Here is a 15,118-nt window from a genome sequence, read left to right as displayed (position 1 = left end):
TCGCGGAACCACCGACATGAAAGTACCTCAATGTTCACACGAGCTGCGACAGCCGGACGTGGCGGTTCGCGCGCCAGGGCGCCGCTACGGGCGGCGCGGGCGTCGCCGGCGACGACGACTGACGCCGGTGCGGTCCCCGTGGCCGACGCCTCCGTCGGCGGCCGAGCGGCCTACCACTCCTCGGCCTCGGGCGCGACCGCGGCGTCGTCGGCGTCGCCGCCGTCGAGGTCGTACTCCTCGCGGAGTTCGCGGATGCGGTCGCGGATGTCCGCCGCGAGCTCGAACTCGAGGTTGTCGGCGGCCTCGGCCATGCGTCGCTGGAGTTCCTCGACGAGCACGGCGGCCTCCTGCTCGTCGCTGGGCCCGTCGCCCGTGACCGAGGACGTGTCGGTCTCAGCGCCCGGGAGGTTCGTGTCCCCGACCGCCTTCTCGATGGTGGTCGGCGTGACGTCGTGTTCCTCGTTGAACGCCTGCTGGATGCGGCGGCGGCGCTGGGTCTCCTCGATGGCGTCCTGCATCGCGTCGGTGGTCTCGTCGGCGTACAGCACGACCTCGCCGTTGACGTTCCGGGCGGCCCGCCCCATCGTCTGGACGAGGCTGGTCTCCGACCGCAGGAACCCCTCCTGGTCGGCGTCGAGGATGGCGACGAGACTCACCTCGGGGATGTCCAGGCCCTCCCGGAGGAGATTGATGCCCACCAGGACGTCGAACTCGCCGAGGCGCAGCCCCCGGACGAGTTCGTGGCGCTCGAGGGTGTCCGTCTCGTCGTGCATGTACTCGACGGCGACGCCGGCCTCCTCGAGGTACTCGGTGAGGTCCTCGGCCATGCGCTTGGTGAGCGTCGTCACGAGCACGCGCTCGTCGCGCTCGACGCGGTCGTCGATGCGCGCCATGAGGTCCTCGACCTGGCCGGTGGCGTCGGTCACCGAGACGGCGGGGTCGACGAGGTACGTCGGGCGGACGATCTGCTCGACGACCCGGTCGGAGACCTCGCGTTCGTAGTCGCCCGGGGTCGCGGAGACGTACAGCGTGCGGTCGGTCTTCGCCTCGAACTCCTCGAAGGTCAGCGGGCGGTTGTCGTAGGCGGTCGGCAGGCGGAAGCCGTTCTCGACGAGGCTGTCCTTCCGGGACTTGTCGCCCTCGTACTGGCCCTTGATCTGGGGCACCGTGCGGTGGGACTCGTCGATGACGGTGAGGAAGTCCTCGGGGAAGTAGTCCAGCAGCGTGTAGGGGGCGTCGCCGGGTTCGCGGTCCGAGAGGTACACCGAGTAGTTCTCGATGCCCGAGCAGTAGCCGGCCTCCGCCATCATCTCGAGGTCGAAGGTGGTGCGCTCCTCGATGCGCTGGGCGGCGACGAGGTCGCCCTGGCGCTCGAAGTGCCGGACGCGTTCGTCCATGTCCGCGCGGATCTCCTCGATGGCCTGCTCCATCTCCTCGTCGGGCACGGAGTAGTGCTCCGCCGGGTGGAAGAGGACGGCGGGCTCCTCGCTCTCGACGGTGCCCTCGAGGGGGTCGAGTTTCGCCATGCGGTCGACCTCGTCGCCCCAGAACTCCACGCGCACGGGGTAGCGGCCGTACATCGGGAACACCTCGACGGTGTCGCCCCTGACGCGGAACGTCCCCTGCGTGAAGTCGACGTCGTTGCGCTCGTAGTTCAGGTCGACGAGCCGGCCGAGGAGGTCGTCGCGGTCGACGGTCTGGCCGACCTCGAGCCGCAGGCTCATCTCCTCGTAGTTCCGCGGGTCGCCGAGCCCGTAGATGGCCGAGACGGACGCGACGACGACGACGTCGTCACGCGTCAGCAGCGACCGCGTCGCGGAGTGCCGGAGGCGGTCGATCTCGTCGTTGATGGAGGCGTCTTTCTCGATGTACTTGTCCGTCTGTTCGACGTACGCCTCGGGCTGGTAGTAGTCGTAGTAGGAGACGAAGTACTCGACGGCGTTGTCCGGGAAGAGCGTCCGCAGCTCCTCGTAGAGCTGCGCGGCGAGGGTCTTGTTGTGCGCGATGACCAGCGTGGGCTGCTGGAGCGCTTCGACGACCCACGAGACGGTGTTCGTCTTCCCGGAGCCCGTCACGCCCAGCAGGGTCTGCTTCTCGGCGCCCCGCTCGTACCCCTCGACGAGCTGTTCGATGGCGTCGGGCTGGTCGCCCGCCGGGTCGAACGGCGCGTCCACGCGGAACGGCTTCTCGGCGTCCGGTCGGTCCGGCTGCAGGGGGCCGCTGGCGTCGCTCATTGTCCGGGTCTAGGGGCGCGAGTACTTGAGCAGCGTGGGCGAGCAGAGCGAGCCCACGGCACGGCGAGCGGCGACGGCGGAGCCGCGAGCAGCGTGGCGCGCCACCGGCGCGCCACGATACAGTGAGCGGGGAGCGCGGCGACCCGCGAACAGCGTGGGCGAGCAGAGCGAGCCCACGGCACGGCGAGCGCTGGCGGCGAGGCCGGCAGGTGCTGCGGGAGCGTGCAGAGAGCGCGGCGGGGGCCGGGACGGCGGGCGGCGGCTACTGCTCGACGTCGACGGTGACGTCGGTCGAGATCCAGCCGTCGGGGTTGTCGGACTCGGTGAAGACGGTGCGTTCCGGCGAGGACTGGAACGCCGCGACTGCCTCTTCGGGGGCCTGGGCGTCGTCTTCGCGGTCCTGCGTGACTGCCATCGACACCTCCTACGGACCCCACCACGAATATACGTTTTGGTCCGCCTAAATCACCGGCGCCCGGCGGGAACGCGCCGCCGCGGCGGCGAGCGCGCGGCCCCCGGGCCGGACGTTTATACGCCGTGGCGACCAATCCACCCCCATCGTGGCCGCGAGCGACTCCCCCGACTACCTCCGGTACTTCCCGAAGCCGTCCCCGTACGACAACCAGCGGGAGGCGATGGACGGCATCCGGGACGCCCTCGACGCCGGCCGCGACGTCCTCTTCGAGGGGGCCTGCGGGACGGGGAAGACGCTCGCCGCGCTCGCGCCGGCGCTCGCGCACGCCCGCGAGACCAACAAGACGGTCGTCATCACGACGAACGTCCACCAGCAGATGCGGCAGTTCGTCCGCGAGGCCCGCGAGATCCACGACGCCGCGCCCATCCGCGCGGTCGTCTTCAAGGGCAAGGGGTCGATGTGCCACATCGACGTCGACTACCAGGAGTGCCAGGTGCTCCGGGACAACACCCACGAAGTCGTCGACGCCGAACGCGACAAGCGCCAGCTCGAGGAGCGCCAGCAGGCGCTGCTCGAGGAGAGTCGGGCCGGCGACGGCGAGGCCGCCGAGGCGCGCGAGGCGGTCCTCGACGAGCTCGCGTCCGTCGAGGACGAACTCGAGGACCTCCGCGAGGGGAACGTCTGCGAGCGCTACTACGAGAACCTCGTCGGGGACACCGACGACTTCTACGAGTGGCTGTACGACGGCGTCCGCACCCCCGAGGACATCTACGAGTACGCCGAGGAGGCGGGGCTCTGCGGGTACGAGCTCCTGAAGGACGGCATCGAGGGCGTCGACCTCGCGGTCTGCAACTACCACCACCTGCTCGACCCGGGCATCCGCGCGCAGTTCTTCCGGTGGCTCGGCCGGGACCCCGAGGACGTGGTCGTGGTGTTCGACGAGGCGCACAACGTCGAGGACGCCGCCCGCGACCACGCCGCGAAGACGCTCACCGAGAACACCCTCGACAGCGCGCTCGCCGAACTCGAGGCGGTCGAGCGGACGGGCGCCGACGCCGCCGAGCGCGTGCTCGCCGCGTTCCGGGACGCGCTCGTCGATACCTACGAGTCGGCGTTCGGCCCGGGCGGCGACGGCCCCGCGGTCGCGCGCTCCGAGGTGGGGGCGAACTGGCTGGACGTCCCGGTCGCGAACGACGACCGGCGCGACGACCTGACGCTGGCGTTCCTCCAGTCGTACACCGGCCCCGGCATCCGCGAGGACCTCGACGACGCGCTCGCGCTCGGCGACGCCCTCGACGAGGCGTACGACGAGGCCTACCGGAGCGGCGAGACGACGACGCGCCGCGAGTGCTTCGTCCAGCAGGCCGCGGAGTTCGTCGAGTCGTACGTCGAGGACGGCGGCGAACTCGGCCAGTACCCCACGGCGGCCGTCCGGCGCGACGAGAGCACCGACGACGTCTACGGCCGCGCGGAGCTGTACACGTGCATCCCCCGGGACGTCACCACGGACCTCTTCGACGCCGTGCACGCGAGCGTCCTGATGAGCGCGACACTCCGGCCGTTCGACGTCACCGCGGACGTCCTCGGGCTGGACGACCCGGCGACGATGGCGTTCGGCCTCCAGTTCCCCGAGGACCGCCGCCGCACGTTCGCCGTCGACACCGAGCCGCTGTTCTCCTCGAAGCGCGAGGACCCCGGCGTCCAGCGGGAGGTCGCGGGCGTCCTCCGGGACGCCGTCGCGTTCACGCCCGGGAACTGCCTGTTCTTCTTCCCGAGTTACAGCGAGGCCGAGCGCTACCACGGCCTCCTGTCGGACGTCGACGCCGCCCGCTACCTCGACGAACCCGGCGTCGCCGCCGACGACCTCCGCGAGTCGTTCGTCGCCGACCGGAACGGCGTCCTGTTCACGTCGCTGTGGGGGACGCTCGCGGAGGGCGTGAGCTTCGACGGCGACGACGCGCGCACGGTCGCGGTCGTCGGCGTCCCCTACCCCCACCTGGACGCGCGCGCCGAGGCCGTCCAGGACGCCTACAGCCGCACCTTCGGGTACCGCGACGACGGCCGCCACGGCGGCGAGGACGCCGGCTGGCGGTACGCCGTCGAGATCCCGACCGTCCGGAAGACCAGGCAGGCCGTCGGCCGCGTCATCCGCTCCCCGGACGACTTCGGCGTCCGCATGCTCGTCGACCGCCGGTACACGAAGGCCAGCCGCACCGAGATGCGGAAGTACTCGGTGAACCCGACGTTCCCCGCGGAGGTCCGCCGCGAGCTCGTCGACATCGACCCGGAGAGGCTCCGGGTCTCGATGCTGAACTTCTTCACGGACCTCGACGCCTACGACGGCAGTCCGCCGAGTCCGTGACCTGGGTTGCTCCGCGCGTAGACGGGCTGCTGCCGGCTACGTCGAGACGTACCGGTCGTCTCTCGCGACGACCTCGTCGCGTTTCCGGTCGACGAACAGGGCGTCTCCCCACTCGCCGTCCCCAGCGCCGGTTCCATTCGCGTCCCCACCGCCGGTCCCATCCGCGTCCCCACCGCCGGTCCCATCCGCGTCCCCACCGCCGGTCCCATCCGCGTCCCCACCGCCGGTCCCATCCGCGTCGCCAGCGCCGCTTTCGTTCGCGTCCTCGAGGTCCTCGAGGCGGGCGACGGTGTCGAACCGCGCGGCCGACAGCGACCGGTGGACGCTGTCGCCGACCGCCTCGAGTTTGTGCCGCGCGCCGCCGGGCAGGTAGACGAACTCCCCCGGACCGACGTCGAGAGTCTGGTGGCTGCCGTCCGCCCGCTCGAGGGTGTACCTCGCCCGGCCCTCGAGACAGTAGTTCACCTCGTCGAGGCCGGGCGCGTGCGTGTGCCAGTCGATCGTCTCGCCGGGCTCCATCTCGAAGTACAGCAGCCGGAACTCGTTCGTCCTGACCACCAGCGGGGTGGACCGGACGGCTCCGGCGTCCGAATCGCCGTCGGCCGCGGTCCGGACCCTGTACATCGTCTGTTCGGGGAGGTGCGTGCGGTCCAGGTTCTCGGGCGTCAACGCCGGCCGGTCGGTGTCGTCGTCGCTCATTGCTCCGTTCGTCAGGGGCGGGGCCGGCGTCCTAAGCGTTTCCCGGGCGGCGGTCGGAACGGCCGGCAGCCGCGGCGCGGACGGGAGGCGGCTCCGGTCACGCCGGCAGCGAGAGCGAGTCGACGCGTTCGCCGTACTCGGCGTCGTAGAGGTGGAGTTCGTCGATGGTCCACGTGACGGGGCCGACCTGGCGGCCGTCGACGTTCTCGACGGCGCGGCGGCCCCGGAAGCCGTCGGCGTCGCGCGCGAGCGTGACGTGGGGGTCGTAGTCGTCGCCGCCCTCCATGACGGGGACGGGGTCGAACACCTCGCAGAGGCGGTCGTGGAGGCGGTGGAGGCCGGGGCTCTCGACGGCGAGGTAGACGACGGGGCTGGAGCCGTTCGGCGGGTTCCGGAAGGTGTCGACCTCGCTGACGCGGGCCTCGACGGCGGGCGCGCCCGCGAGCGCGTCCCGGGCGGTCCGCCAGGCGGTGCGGAGTTCCTTCCGGGAGTCGGCGGGGACGCGTTTGACGAGGAGCGTGCGCTCGCGCCACTCGCGGACGCGCCGGAACCCCGTCAGCGCCGGCTGGAGGTCGGCGGCGACCTCGTTGACGGCGTCCGGCACCGGGGCGTTGACGCTGTACACACCGGCAACTGGGGGCCGGACGGTGAAAGCGCTGACGTTAGATCTCGTCGAGCAGCCACAGCACGAGCAACACGAGGATGACGACCGCGACGACCGGCTGGGCGAGCCCGAGGACGCCGGCGAGCGTGTCCACGATGGCGCCGACGACCTCGAGGACGAGCCAGACCACCACGAGCACGAGGATGATCTTCAGGAGGTCCTCCACTTCGAGTGCGCCGCGAGCGCGGGTCATGGCCGCGAGTTGGCGAACTACCGGGAAAAGCGTTCAGGCCGCGCGAGCGACGAGTTCGGGGCGTCGGCGAGCGAGCGCGTCGCGTGTCCACCGCGGCACGTCCGGTGCCGCGTCACGTGCCACCGCGACCCGCCGTTGGGGTGCCGTGTCGCGTACCACCGCGGCACGTCCGGTGCCGCGTCGCGTGCCACCGCGACCCGTGGGAGCGGCGGCGAGCCGCGGCAAGTCGGCCGTCGAGCAGCAACGCTTAAATCCGCGGAGGCAGTTGTGGGTGGTAACGATGCAGTCGCCGGTCACCACAGCGCGCTCGCCCGCCGCGAGCCGCTGGACCGGCTCCCGTCGCGTGCCGCGACGACCGGGGTCGTTCTGACCCCTCACTAGCCTCATCCTTCGATTCCGGTCGGTTGCACCAGCGTTCGAACGTCGCGGCACACACACGAGACACACACAGTACATGACGGGAGGAACCGTCGCGCTCGCCTTCTCGGGCGGGCTCGACACGACAGTCTGCGTACCGCTGCTGAAAGAGGAGTACGGCTACGACGACGTGATCGGCGTCACGGTCGACGTCGGCCAGCCGGACGCGGAGTTCGCGGAGGCCCGCGAGACCGCCGACGCGCTCGGCGTCGAGCACCACGTCGTCGACGCGAAAGCCGACTTCGCCGACCGCTGCTTCGACGCCGTGCAGGCGAACGCGAGCTACCAGGGCTACCCCCTAGGGACGGCGCTCGCGCGCCCGGTCATCGCCGGGGCCATCCTGGACGTCGCCGAGCAGCAGGGCTGTACGGCGCTCGCGCACGGCTGCACGGGGAAGGGCAACGACCAGCTGCGCTTCGAGGCGGTCTGGCGGGCCAGCGACCTCGAGGTGGTCGCGCCGGTGCGCGAGCTCGGGCTGACCCGCGAGTGGGAGATCGAGTACGCCGCCGAGAAGGGCCTGCCGGTGGAGGCGGGCAACGACGGCGAGTGGAGCATCGACACGAACCTCTGGAGCCGCAGCGTCGAGGGCGGCCAGCTCGAGGACCCGGGCTACGAGCCGCCGGCGGACATCTACGACTGGACGGACGCGCCCGGTAGCGAGACCGAGACGGTCACCATCGAGTTCGAGGCGGGCGTGCCGGTCGCCGTCGACGGCGACGCCATGGAGCCGGTGCCGCTCGTCGAGTACCTGAACGACCTCGCCGGGAGCTACGGCGTGGGCCGCACGGACATGATGGAAGACCGCATGCTCGGCCTGAAGGTCCGCGAGAACTACGAGCACCCGGCGGCGACGACGCTGCTGACGGCCCACGAGGCGCTCGAACAGCTCGTCCTGACGACCGAGGAGCGCGAGTTCGGCGAGCAGATCAGCCAGCAGTGGTCGGAGAAGGCCTACGAGGGCCTCGTCGACCACCCGCTGATGGACGCCCTGGAGGGCTACCTCGGGGCGACCCAGCAGAAGGTCACCGGCACGGTGACCGTGAAGTTCGAGGGCGGGCAGGCGCGCCCGGTCGCCCGCGAGAGCGAGTACGCGGTGTACTCCGCGGACGCCGCCTCCTTCGACACGGAGACGGTCAACGGCATCGAGCAGGCCGACGCGACCGGCGTCGCGAAGTACCACGGCTTCCAGAGCCGCCTCGCGAACGCGTCGAAGCCCGAGCTCGCCGCGGACGGCGGCAGCGAGGCGGACGACGGACTGCCGTCCGGCGACGAGGACAGCGACGAATGAGCGGCGGAGAGGGCGACGGCACGGTGGTTCGCCGCGACCGCTTCAGCGGCGGCCCCGCGCGGTCGTTCCTCTCCTCGATGGACGACGACGACCGCATCTTCGCGGCGGACCTCGCGGTCGACCGCGCGCACGTCGTGATGCTCGCCGAGCAGGGCGTCGTCAGTGAGGACGACGCGGCGGCGATTCTCGGCGCGCTCGCGGACGTGGAAGCCGCCGGGTTCGACGCGCTGCCGGACGGCGAGGACGTCCACGAGGCCGTCGAGACCGCGGTCGTCGAGCGCGTCGGGCGCGTCGGCGGGAAGATGCACACGGCGCGCTCGCGCAACGACGAGGTCGCGACCTGCATCCGGGTCCGCCTGCGCGAGGACCTGCTGGGCGCGCTGGAGTCCGTGCTGGCGTTCCGCGAGGCGCTCGCGGACGTCGCCGGGGCCGAGGCGGAGACGGTGATGCCCGGGTTCACGCACCTCCAGCCCGCCCAGCCGACCACGGTCGCGCACTGGGCGCTCTCCTACGAGGGCGCGCTGGCGCGGGACGCGGGGCGCCTGCTGGACGCGTACGACCGCGCGAACCGTTCGCCGCTCGGCGCGGCGGCGTTCGCGGGGACGACCTTCGACGTGGACCGCGAGCGCACGGCCGACCTCCTGGGGTTCGACGGCGTCGTGACGAACGCGATGGACGCGTCGGCGAGCCGCGACTTCCTGCTGGAGGCGGTCGCCGCGCTCGCGTCGGTCGCGGTCACGGTCTCGGGGCTGGCGGAGGACGTGGTGTTCTTCGCGAACCGCGGGTTCGTGGCCCTCGACGACGACTACGCGTCGACGTCGTCGATCATGCCCCAGAAGAAGAACCCGGACACGCTGGAGCTGGTGCGCTCGACGGCGGGCGACGCGCTCGGCGCCTACCAGGGGCTGGCGACGACGCTGAAGGGGCTGCCGCGCGCGTACAACCGCGACCTCCAGAACGCCACCGGGCACGCGTGGACCGCCGTCGACGCCGTCACCGAGGCGGTCGACGTCGCGGCGGGCGCGGTGGCGACCGCCGACTGGCCCGCCGAGGCCCTCGAGGCCGCCGCGGGCGAGGGGTTCTCGACGGCGACCGGCGTCGCGGACGCGCTCGCGGCGGCGGGGCTGCCGTTCCGCGAGGCGCACGAGATCGTCGCGCTGGCAGCGGAGCGCGGCGCGGACCTGGACGCCGTCGACGCGGCGGCGCGCGAGGCGACCGGCGAGCAGCTGGCGGACCTCGCTGACCCAGCGGTCGTGGCGGCCGCACTCGACCCCGTGGAGAGCGTCGCGCAGCGCGACTCCGCGGGCGGGCCGGCGCCGAGCGCGGTCGGCGACGCACTCGAGGGCGTCCGGGCCGGCCTGGAGGACGACGAGGCGGCCGTCGCGGAGCGCGAGGCGGCGCTCGCCGAGGCGAGGGACGCGCTCGCCGCGGAGGTGGCGTCGTATGACTGACGCCGTCGCGGTGCCGGTCGGCGTCGCCGGGCCGCTGCGACCGCGACGACCGCCCCGTCCGGGGCAAATAGACAACAATCCATCAGTGGATACGGTCTCGGCGGAACGCTCGTTTTCGCGCTTCTCGCGCTACCAGTCGCTACTGTAGTTTATTTTGTTCGTCTGACAAGTCCGATTAGCTTAAGTGTGATGCGGTCGAAGGAGGGACTGCTATGAGCACATGTCCCGAGTGCGGAGCCGACCTGGCCCTGCACGACGACCTCGAAGTCGGCGAGATCGTCGACTGCGGCACCTGTGGCACCGAACTGGAAGTCGTCGACGTCGACCCGCCGGTCCTCGAGGAGGCGCCCGACCTCGCCGAGGACTGGGGGGAGTAGCGTGCACGTCGGCATCCTGTACTCCCGGATCCGCCAGGACGAGAAGCTCCTGTTGACCGAGCTCCGGGAGCGCGGCCACGACGTCGAGAAGATCGACGTCCGCGAGCACGGGTTCGGCCTCGACGGCTCGGACGCCGCCGTCGCGGACTGCGACCTCGTGGTGGACCGCTGTCTGGCGACCAGCCGCAGCAAGTACGCCACGGAGTTCTGCCGGCACTACGGCGTCCCCGTCGTCAACAGCCCCGAGACCGCGGCCGTCTGCGCGGACAAGGTCCGGACCAGCCTCGCCCTCGCCGAGGGGGGCGTCCCCACGCCGGACACCACGGTGGCGTTCACGACGGAGAGCGCGCTCGAGGCCGTCGAAGACTACGGCTACCCCTGCGTGCTGAAGCCCGTCGTCGGGTCGTGGGGCCGCCTGATGGCGAAACTGGACTCGCGGAACGCCGCGGAGGCCGTCCTCGAGCACAAGGCGACGCTGGGCCACTACGAGCACAAGGTGTTCTACGTCCAGGACTTCGTCGCGAAGCCGGGACGGGACATCCGCGTGCTCGCGGCCGACGGCGAACCCATCGCCGCGATGACGCGCTCCGGCGACCACTGGCTGACCAACGCCGCGAGGGGCGCCGACACCGCGCCCTTCGAGGTCGACGGCGAGGTCGAACAGCTGGTGGCGGAGGCCAGCGACGCGGTCGGCGGCGGCCTCCTGGGCGTGGACCTGATGGAGACGGGCGACAGCTATACCGTCCACGAGGTCAACCACACCGTCGAGTTCAAGGCGCTGAACGAGGTCAGCGAGGTGGACGTCCCGGCCGCCGTGGCGGACTGGCTGGAGGAGAAGGCGGACACCCAACTGGAGGTGCCGGCGTGATGGCGGCCACCGATGCCACCGACGCCGCGGACGCGGCGACAGCGACGGCGTCCGTCGTGGGCGCCAGCGGGTTCGCCGGCGGCGAACTGCTGCGCCTGCTCGCCGGCCACCCCGACTTCGCGGTGGCGCAGGCGACCAGCCGCGAGTACGCGAACCGGACCGTCGGGAGCGTCCACCCGAACCTCCGCGGCCTCGACCTCCGGTTCTCCGAGCCCACCGACCTCGAGTCGGTGGACGTGCTGTTCGCGGCGGCGCCCCACGGCGTCGCCATGGAGCACGTCGACGAGTGGCGGGACGCCGCGGACACCGTCGTCGACCTGAGCGCGGACTTCCGCCTCGACACCGAGGCGCAGTACGACGACTGGTACGACGGCCACGCCGCGCCCGAGCACCTCGAGGACGCCGTCTACGCGCTCCCCGAGCTCTCCCGGGAGGACCTGCCCGGCGCCGACCTGATCGCGGGCGGCGGCTGCAACGCCACCGCCACCATCCTCGGCCTGCTCCCCTTCCACGAGGCCGGCCTGCTCGACGGCGCGGACGTCGTCGTCGACGTGAAGGTCGGCTCCTCGGAGGGCGGCGCGGGCGGCGGCGCGGCGTCGAGCCACGCGGAGCGCTCGGGCGTCGTGCGGCCGTACGCGCCCACTGGCCACCGCCACGAGGCCGAGATCGAACAGGAGCTCGGCGTCTCCGTGTCGTTCACGGCGCACGCCGTCGACATGGTGCGCGGCGCGAGCGCCACCGTCCACCTGTTCCCCGACGAGCCGGCCACCACGGGCGACCTCTGGACGGCGTTCCGCGAGACGTACGACGACGAGCCGTTCGTCGAGACGGTCGCGGGCGGCAGCGGCGTCTACCGCTACCCCGAACCGAAGGCCGTCGCCGGCACGAACGCCGCGGAGGTCGGCTTCGAGGTCGACCCCGGCAACGAGCGCGTCGTCGCGTTCTCGGCCATCGACAACGTGACGAAGGGCTCGGCGGGACAGGCCGTCCACGCCGCGAACGTCGCGCTCGGCTTCGAGGAGACGGCGGGACTTGACATGCTGGGGCTGCACCCGGTGGGGAGTCCATGACCGGCGTTCCCGGAGGGTGGTCGGCGTGACCGTCGTCGTGAAGATCGGCGGCGCGCGCGCCGTCGACCCGGCGGGCGCGGTCACGGACGTCGCACACCTCACGGTGAACGACGAGGACGTCGTGGTCGTCCACGGCGGCTCCACCGCGGTGGACGACGCGCTCGAAGCGGTCGGGAGGGAGCCGGAGTACGTCGAGTCGCCGTCGGGCGTGACGGGGCGGTTCACCGACCGGGAGACGATGGACGTCTTCGAGATGGCGATGGGGAAGGTGAACACCGACCTCGTCGCGGCGTTCGAGAACGCGGGCGTACCGGCCGTCGGCCTGAACGGCGTCGACGGCCAGCTGCTGTCGGGCCCGCGGAAGTCCGCGGTGCGCGTCGTCGAGGACGGCAAGCGGAAGATCAAGCGCGGCGAGCACTCGGGTCGCATCGACTCGGTGAACGCCGACCTCCTGGAGGCCCAACTGGACGCGGGCTACGTGCCGGTCGTCTCGGTGCCGATGCTCGGCGAGGACGGCGGCGACCTCGTGCCGGTGAACGCGGACGCGGACCGCGCGGCGGCCGCCATCGCGGGCGCGCTCGACGCGACGCTGGTCGTCCTGACGGACGTCGAGGGCGTCTACGCGGACCCCGACGACCCGGACTCGCTCATCGAGGAGGTGCTGACGCCCAGCGACCTCGACGGCGCGAGAGACGCCGCGGAGGGGTTCATGACGAAGAAGGTGCTGGCGGCGACGGAGGCCCTCGAGGACGGCGCCGAGGAGGTCGTCGTGGCGGACGCGAACAGCCGCGACCCCGTCGTGCGCGCGCTCGGCGGCGCCGGCACGCGCTTCAGCCCGGACGCGCTCGCCGACGACGCGAACGGCAACGGTGAGGCGGCATGACCGGCGACACGGCAGTGTCGTCGGGGTCGCACGGTGAGGGGTGGTCGCGGTGAGCGGGTTCGTGTTCGGCGAGAAGCCCATCCAGGTCGCGTCCGGCGACGGCGTCCACGTCTACGACGAGTCCGGCACCGAGTACCTGGACGCGGGGGCGTCGTACGCCTGCGCGCCGGTCGGCCACTGCCACCCCGCGGTCGTCGACGCCGTCGAGTCGCAGGCGAGCGACCTGCTGTTCGTCCAGGGGTCGTACCCCACCGAGACGCGGACGGCGCTGTACGACCGCCTCGCGGACCTGGCGCCCGGCGGCGTCGAGAACGTCTGGCTGTGCAACTCGGGGACGGAGGCCAACGAGGCGGCGCTGAAGTTCGCGCGCCACGCCACCGGCCGCGAGACGGTCGTCGCGGCCAAGCGCGCGTTCCACGGCCGCACGCTCGGCGCGCTCGCGGCGACGTGGAAACAGCAGTACCGCGAGGGGTTCGCCGTCCCCGGGAACGTCGAGTTCGTGGACTACGGGGACGCCGACGCGCTCGCCGAGGCCGTCGACGAGGAGACGGCGGCCGTGCTCCTCGAGCCGGTCCAGGGCGAGGGCGGCGTGAACCCGGCGCCCGAGGGCTACCTGCAGGCCGCCCGCGACGCCTGCGACGACGCGGGCGCGGCGCTCGTGTTCGACGAGATCCAGACCGGGCTCGGCCGCACGGGGTCGCTGTGGGCGTGCGAGCAGGCGGGCGTCGAACCCGACGCGCTCACGGTCGCGAAGGGGCTGGGCAGCGGGCTCCCCGTCGGCGCGACGCTGGTCGCGGACTGGATCGCCGAGGACGCCGGCGACCACGGGTCGACGTTCTCGGGCGGCCCGGTGCCGTGCGCGGCGGCGCTCGCGACGCTGGACGTCCTCGAGGACGAGGGGCTCGCGGCGAACGCCGCGGACGTGGGTGACTACCTCCGGGCCGGGCTGTCGGCGCTGGACGTCCGCGACGTGCGCGGCGAGGGACTCATGGTCGGCGTCGAGGTGAAACGGGGGGCGAACCGCGCGCTCAGGGCGCTCGCCCTCGAGCACGAGATTCTCGCGCTCCCCGCGGGACGCACCGTCGTGCGGCTGTTGCCGCCGCTGACCGTCGACGAGCGCCACGCCGACCGCGTGGTCGCCGCGCTCGACGACGTGCTATGACGCCCCGGGACCTCCTCCGCGACCTCGTCGCCACCCCCTCCGTTTCCGGTGGAGAGGCCGAAGCTGCGAGCGTGCTCGTCGACTACTTCGAGGCCAGCGGCCGCACCGCGTGGACCGACGACGCCGGCAACGTCCGCGCGCCCGCCGACGACGGCGTCCTCCTGACGAGTCACGTCGACACCGTCCCCGGCCACATCGACGTGCGCGAGGAAGACGGCGAACTCTGGGGGCGCGGGAGCGTCGACGCGAAGGGGCCGCTCGCCGCGATGGCCGCCGCCAGCGTGGCGACGGGCGCGTCGTTCGCGGGCGTCGTCGAGGAGGAGACCACCTCGAAGGGCGCGCGCCACCTCGTGGCGGACCGCGAACAGCCCGAGGCCGTCGTGAACGGCGAGCCCTCGGGCTGGGACGCGGTCGCGCTCGGCTACCGCGGCATGCTCGCCGGGACGTACACCGTCGCCACCGAGAGCGGCCACTCCTCGCGCCCCGAACCGAACGCCGTCCAGCACGCGACCGCGTGGGTCGAGCGCGTGCAGGCCGCCTTCGACGCGAAACCGACCGGCGACGGCGGCGCCGCGGACGCGCCGGTGTTCGAATCGGTGACGGTGAAGCCCGTCTCGTTCGACGGCGGCCTCGCGGCCGACGGCGAGCGCGTCGAGGCCGCCGTCGACGTCCAGTTCCGCCTGCCGCCAGGGACGACCGCCGGCGACGTGCAGGCGACCGTCGCCGACTGCACCACGCACGGCGAGCTCGCGTGGACGGAGTCGATTCCGCCCGCGATGGCGAGTCCGCGCACGCCGGTCGCGGGCGCGCTCCGCGCGGGCATCCGCGGTGCGGGCGGCGACCCCACGCACCTCCGGAAGACCGGCACGAGCGACGCGAACGTCTACGCGGACGCGTGGGACTGCCCCGTCGCGACGTACGGGCCCGGCGACTCGTCGCTGGACCACGCGCCCGACGAACGCATCGACCTCGCCGCGTTCGACCGCGGCGTCGAGGTACTCACCACCGCCGCAGACCGCCTCTGCGGCCGTTGAC

At 72.4% G+C, this 15,118-nt stretch carries 14 protein-coding genes; 9 read left to right on the top strand and 5 right to left on the bottom strand.

Annotated features, from left to right (window positions below):
- Positions 1 to 170: 170 nt before the first annotated feature.
- Positions 171 to 2,234 (bottom strand): excinuclease ABC subunit UvrB, encoded by a 2,064-nt coding sequence (uvrB, locus tag U5911_RS04985; protein WP_336035791.1) that lies wholly within the window; start codon positions 2,232 to 2,234, stop codon positions 171 to 173.
- Positions 2,235 to 2,496: 262 nt separating this feature from the next.
- Positions 2,497 to 2,649, bottom strand: coding sequence for a hypothetical protein (locus U5911_RS04980; RefSeq protein WP_336035790.1), 153 nt, complete (start codon positions 2,647 to 2,649; stop codon positions 2,497 to 2,499).
- 145 nt (positions 2,650 to 2,794) lie between these two features.
- Here U5911_RS04980 and U5911_RS04975 point away from each other — a divergent pair, with 145 nt between their 5' ends.
- On the top strand, positions 2,795 to 5,011 hold the full coding sequence (locus U5911_RS04975; protein ID WP_336035788.1) for an ATP-dependent DNA helicase: 2,217 nt from the start codon (positions 2,795 to 2,797) through the stop codon (positions 5,009 to 5,011).
- Between the two features lie 36 nt (positions 5,012 to 5,047).
- On the opposite strand, the gene U5911_RS04970 is transcribed toward U5911_RS04975, so the two are convergent.
- From U5911_RS04970 to U5911_RS04960, 3 genes are all read right to left on the bottom strand, one after another.
- Positions 5,048 to 5,710 (bottom strand): cupin domain-containing protein, encoded by a 663-nt coding sequence (locus U5911_RS04970; protein WP_336035787.1) that lies wholly within the window; start codon positions 5,708 to 5,710, stop codon positions 5,048 to 5,050.
- Positions 5,711 to 5,807: 97 nt separating this feature from the next.
- Positions 5,808 to 6,335, bottom strand: coding sequence for a 2'-5' RNA ligase family protein (locus U5911_RS04965; RefSeq protein WP_336035786.1), 528 nt, complete (start codon positions 6,333 to 6,335; stop codon positions 5,808 to 5,810).
- Positions 6,336 to 6,372: 37 nt separating this feature from the next.
- On the bottom strand, positions 6,373 to 6,567 hold the full coding sequence (locus U5911_RS04960; protein WP_336035784.1) for a DUF7554 family protein: 195 nt from the start codon (positions 6,565 to 6,567) through the stop codon (positions 6,373 to 6,375).
- A gap of 454 nt (positions 6,568 to 7,021) precedes the next feature.
- On the opposite strand from U5911_RS04960, the gene U5911_RS04955 reads away from it, so the two are divergent.
- The 8 genes from U5911_RS04955 to U5911_RS04920 all read left to right on the top strand — a co-directional run bounded on the left by U5911_RS04955 (position 7,022) and on the right by U5911_RS04920 (position 15,117).
- Positions 7,022 to 8,272 carry an argininosuccinate synthase gene (locus U5911_RS04955; RefSeq protein ID WP_336035782.1) on the top strand — a complete coding sequence of 417 codons (1,251 nt, stop codon included), beginning with the start codon at positions 7,022 to 7,024 and terminating at the stop codon, positions 8,270 to 8,272.
- Positions 8,269 to 9,723: an argininosuccinate lyase gene (gene argH / locus U5911_RS04950; protein WP_336035780.1), complete on the top strand. Its 1,455-nt coding sequence runs from the start codon at positions 8,269 to 8,271 to the stop codon at positions 9,721 to 9,723. Before U5911_RS04955 ends, argH begins: the two co-directional genes overlap by 4 nt.
- 212 nt (positions 9,724 to 9,935) lie before the next feature.
- Positions 9,936 to 10,100, top strand: a complete 165-nt coding sequence (lysW, locus tag U5911_RS04945) for a lysine biosynthesis protein LysW (RefSeq protein ID WP_336035778.1) — start codon at positions 9,936 to 9,938, stop codon at positions 10,098 to 10,100.
- A 1-nt stretch (position 10,101) separates the two neighbouring features.
- A complete protein-coding gene (lysX, locus tag U5911_RS04940) occupies positions 10,102 to 10,968 on the top strand; it encodes a lysine biosynthesis protein LysX (RefSeq protein ID WP_336035776.1) in 867 nt (288 codons plus the stop codon).
- On the top strand, positions 10,968 to 12,038 hold the full coding sequence (gene argC, locus U5911_RS04935; RefSeq protein ID WP_336035775.1) for an N-acetyl-gamma-glutamyl-phosphate reductase: 1,071 nt from the start codon (positions 10,968 to 10,970) through the stop codon (positions 12,036 to 12,038). The genes lysX and argC overlap by 1 nt, the downstream gene beginning before the upstream one ends.
- Positions 12,039 to 12,054: 16 nt before the next feature.
- Positions 12,055 to 12,921: an acetylglutamate/acetylaminoadipate kinase gene (locus U5911_RS04930; RefSeq protein ID WP_418771513.1), complete on the top strand. Its 867-nt coding sequence runs from the start codon at positions 12,055 to 12,057 to the stop codon at positions 12,919 to 12,921.
- Positions 12,922 to 12,970: 49 nt separating this feature from the next.
- The gene (locus U5911_RS04925) at positions 12,971 to 14,083 is read left to right on the top strand and encodes an aspartate aminotransferase family protein (protein WP_336035773.1); all 1,113 of its coding nucleotides are present in this window, start codon (positions 12,971 to 12,973) and stop codon (positions 14,081 to 14,083) included.
- The gene (locus U5911_RS04920; RefSeq protein WP_336035771.1) at positions 14,080 to 15,117 is read left to right on the top strand and encodes a [LysW]-lysine hydrolase; all 1,038 of its coding nucleotides are present in this window, start codon (positions 14,080 to 14,082) and stop codon (positions 15,115 to 15,117) included. Before U5911_RS04925 ends, U5911_RS04920 begins: the two co-directional genes overlap by 4 nt.
- Position 15,118: the final 1 nt, after the last annotated feature.

It is taken from the genome of Halobacterium yunchengense, assembly GCF_037031165.1.
Taxonomy (GTDB): domain Archaea; phylum Halobacteriota; class Halobacteria; order Halobacteriales; family Halobacteriaceae; genus Halobacterium; species Halobacterium yunchengense.
The sequence above is the reverse complement of the archived record's forward strand: the minus strand, read 5'-3'. Positions and strand labels throughout refer to the sequence as shown.

Excerpts from the sequence above, each read along its gene's own strand:
- uvrB (WP_336035791.1), bottom strand. The coding sequence starts at position 2,234 with ATGAGCGACGCCAGCGGCCCCCTGCAGCCGGACCGACCGGACGCCGAG.
- U5911_RS04980 (WP_336035790.1), bottom strand. The coding sequence starts at position 2,649 with ATGGCAGTCACGCAGGACCGCGAAGACGACGCCCAGGCCCCCGAAGAG.
- U5911_RS04970 (WP_336035787.1), bottom strand. The coding sequence starts at position 5,710 with ATGAGCGACGACGACACCGACCGGCCGGCGTTGACGCCCGAGAACCTG.
- U5911_RS04960 (WP_336035784.1), bottom strand. The coding sequence starts at position 6,567 with ATGACCCGCGCTCGCGGCGCACTCGAAGTGGAGGACCTCCTGAAGATC.
- U5911_RS04955 (WP_336035782.1), top strand. The coding sequence starts at position 7,022 with ATGACGGGAGGAACCGTCGCGCTCGCCTTCTCGGGCGGGCTCGACACG.
- argH (WP_336035780.1), top strand. The coding sequence starts at position 8,269 with ATGAGCGGCGGAGAGGGCGACGGCACGGTGGTTCGCCGCGACCGCTTC.
- lysW (WP_336035778.1), top strand. The coding sequence starts at position 9,936 with ATGAGCACATGTCCCGAGTGCGGAGCCGACCTGGCCCTGCACGACGAC.
- argC (WP_336035775.1), top strand. The coding sequence starts at position 10,968 with ATGGCGGCCACCGATGCCACCGACGCCGCGGACGCGGCGACAGCGACG.
- U5911_RS04920 (WP_336035771.1), top strand. The coding sequence starts at position 14,080 with ATGACGCCCCGGGACCTCCTCCGCGACCTCGTCGCCACCCCCTCCGTT.